Genomic DNA, 3,066 nt, shown 5'->3' on the forward strand with positions numbered 1-3,066 from the left:
TGGTGGTTTCCTCGGTCACGCCGACGATGTTTTTCAGGCGGCGGCTGTACCAGGTCGGGTCTTGCGCGAGCTTGGCCTTGATGGCGTTGAACAGGCAGATTTCCTCTTCGCTGCCGGGCTTGGAGATCAGGCTGGCGTCGGTTTCAGCCTGGGCACCCAGGTGCATCAGCAACGTGGCATCGCCGCCGTCGTCGAGGATCATGTTCGGGCCTTCTTCGGGCGTGCCTTTGGCGCCGGTGAATTCGAAGATGCGGTGCGTGTAGTCCCAGTAGTCGGCCAGGGTTTCGCCCTTGATGGCGAATACCGGCGTGCCTTGCGCGGCAATCGCGGCGGCGGCATGGTCCTGCGTCGAGAAGATGTTGCACGAAGCCCAGCGCACGTCGGCGCCCAGGGCCTGCAGCGTCTCGATCAGCACGCCGGTCTGGATCGTCATGTGCAGCGAGCCGGTGATGCGCGCGCCGCTCAAAGGCTGGGCTTGCGCGAACTCCTGGCGAATCGCCATCAGGCCGGGCATTTCGGTTTCGGCGATTTTGAGCTCTTTGCGGCCCCAGTCGGCGAGCGACAGGTCGGCAATCACAGAGTCGGAATTTTGTACGGTGTTCAATACGGCGTTCATTGGGGGCATCTCCAAAATCGAGGGTCAAGCAGGGCAAAATGGCCACGGCCGCAGGCGTCAATCGAAGGGAATGTGGTCTCACTCACCCGGCTTAAGAGCACATGCGGGTGAGCGTGGTTGCAAATAAAAGTCCTGAGCCTAGACCACATGCCGTGGGTTGCAACGCTCCTCAGGAACCGCGTATTGTACCGAAGCCACCACAACGCAGGCCAGGCGCGCCAGCGGCGTGCGAAAATTTCCCCGATGCAGGCACTGAACCACTGGAATCTCCTGGCCCGTCGCGGCGTCACCGGCGTCTTGACCGACATCGACGACACCCTGACCACCGACGGCGCCATCACGGCCGACGCGCTGGCCGCGCTGGCGGCCCTGACAGCGGCCGGGCTGCATGTCATTCCCATCACCGGCCGCCCGGTCGGCTGGAGCCTGCCCTTCGCGCGGGACTGGCCGGTCGACGCGATCGTTGCTGAAAACGGCGCCGTAGCCATTTTCTCAAGCAAAAAAGGCCTCCGCCCCAATCAGGACGGGCGCGAGCAGCTATCAAAACTATATCAACAGGATGACGCCACGCGTGCCGCCAACTACGCCCGCATGCAGCGGGTGGCCAGGCGCGTGACGCAGGAAGTCGCTGGCGCGGTCTTGGCGCAGGACAGCCCGGGGCGCGAGACCGACATCGCGATTGACCACAGCGAATTTGCGCAGCTGCCGCCCGAGCGCATTGCGCAGGCGATACAGATCATGCAGAGCGAGGGCATGAATGCCACCGTGAGCTCCATCCACATCAACGGCTGGTTTGGCGCGCACAACAAGCTGGCAGGCGCGCGCTGGATTGTGCGCGAGCTGCTGGGCCGCGACCTGGACGCCGAACTGGCGCGCTGGGTCTATGTGGGCGACTCGACCAACGACCAGCTGATGTTTGAAGCCTTCGACAACTCGGTGGGCGTCGCCAATGTGCGCCGTTTTGAAGCGCAGCTGACGCACAAGCCGCGCTACATCACCCACGGTGAACGCGGCGCGGGCTTTGCGGAAGTGGCGGCGGCCCTGCTGGCCGCGCGCTGACTGGCAGCGCGCCGGGTCAGGACGGTTTAGCCAGTCCCAGCTTGTCGACCAGCGCCTTTTCACGCAAGAAAGTGTCCTGGGCAAATTTGGTGTACCCCGCGCTGCTCATGTACATGGGCACCATGTCATAGCGGGCCAGCGCCGTTTTGTAATTGTCCTGCTCCATGGCCTGCTTGAAGGCGTCGTGCAGGCGTTTGACCACGGCGGGCGGCGTATCGCGCGGCGCACCGATGCCAAACGGCGAGTTTTGCACCAGGTCCAGCCCCAGTTCCTTGAGCGTGGGCGCGTCCGGAAACTTGGCCAGCCGCTGCTCGCCCCAGGTATTGAGCACGCGAAGCTTGCCCGCTTCCACTTGCGGCGCAAAGCCGGTTGAATCGGCCGCTGCCATGATGTTGCCGCCCAAAATCGACTGCATCAGGTCGGCACTGCCCTTGTAGGGAACATGCAGCAGGTCGAGGCCCAGCTTCTGTGCAATCAGCTCCATCGTCAGGTGCGGGCTGGTCATGGTGCCGGTCGAGCCATAGCTCAGCTTGCCGGGATTGGCCTTGGCCCAGGCGACAAAGTGGGTCCAGGTCTTGAGCGGCGAATCCGCCGGCACGACCAGGCCAAACGCGTAGCCCGTCACATTGAGCACATAGGCAATGTCCTTGACCGGGTCCCAGCTGATTTTGGTGGTGTAGGGCAGGCGAAACACGCCCAGCGGGATCTGCGCCAGGGTGTAGCCATCGGGTGCCGCGGTCTGCAACTGCTGCGCGGGCAGCGTGCCACCGGCACCGGGCTTGTTTTCCACAATGACCGGCTGGCCCAGAATTTTGGAGGCGTTGTCAGCCAGCGACCGCATGGTGATGTCGGTGGGCCCGCCTGCCGGAAAGGCGATGACGAGCTTGATGGGCCGGGTCGGGAAGCTTTGCGCGTGCGCGGCGCCCAGCGGGCCCAGCAGAGGCACAGCCAGCGCAGCGGCAGATTGCAGTAAGTGTCGGCGTTGCATGAAAATCTCCTGATGTGGTGGCGTGATGTTCAAATCCGAATCTTGCATCAGGCCAGCGCGCGCCACATCAGGGCAACACCTGACGGCCTGTCGCGTCGGCGTCAGGCGGTTTCCAGCGCCAGCACGGTGTTGATGATCTGCCAGGACAGGTCCAGCTCGCCATTGCCGTGCGCACTGCTGGCTGCACGCCCCGCGCGAAGCCGTGGTAACGCCAGCGCTGGCCGGGGCCACCCCGTCCGCCTGGCGCAGCCGCCCCCGGCTAAAACCCCTCGGTATCCACTTCGCGGTTGCCCTGCTCGTTGTAGCGGCTGCCCGCCACGGTCTTTTCGTTGACCAGGGCCTCCAGTTGGACCATCACCTCGGTGCCGAGCTTCACATCCACGGCGCCCAGGTCGTCCAGCAG

3 protein-coding genes and 1 riboswitch are annotated in these 3,066 nt (G+C 64.2%); of the genes, 1 reads left to right on the plus strand and 2 read right to left on the minus strand.

The genetic code is table 11. The features are described 5' to 3' along the window. The coding region (locus Q8K05_RS08025; protein ID WP_305246081.1) for an adenosylhomocysteinase at positions 1-616 on the minus strand (616 nt) is incomplete at its 3' end. Between the two features lie 102 nt (positions 617-718). Then, a riboswitch (S-adenosyl-L-homocysteine riboswitch) is annotated at positions 719-793 on the minus strand. Positions 794-859: 66 nt separating this feature from the next. Between Q8K05_RS08025 and Q8K05_RS08030 the strand changes: the two genes are divergently transcribed. Continuing rightward, complete coding sequence (locus Q8K05_RS08030) at positions 860-1,675, plus strand: HAD-IIB family hydrolase (protein ID WP_305246083.1); 816 nt, start codon at positions 860-862, stop codon at positions 1,673-1,675. Between the two features lie 16 nt (positions 1,676-1,691). Here the strand turns inward: Q8K05_RS08030 and Q8K05_RS08035 are convergent, their stop codons facing one another. Continuing rightward, positions 1,692-2,663 carry a tripartite tricarboxylate transporter substrate binding protein gene (locus tag Q8K05_RS08035; RefSeq protein WP_305246085.1) on the minus strand — a complete coding sequence of 324 codons (972 nt, stop codon included), beginning with the start codon at positions 2,661-2,663 and terminating at the stop codon, positions 1,692-1,694. Between the last annotated feature and the right edge of the window lie 403 nt (positions 2,664-3,066).

Source organism: Polaromonas sp. (genome assembly GCF_030682935.1).
GTDB lineage: Bacteria > Pseudomonadota > Gammaproteobacteria > Burkholderiales > Burkholderiaceae_C > Polaromonas.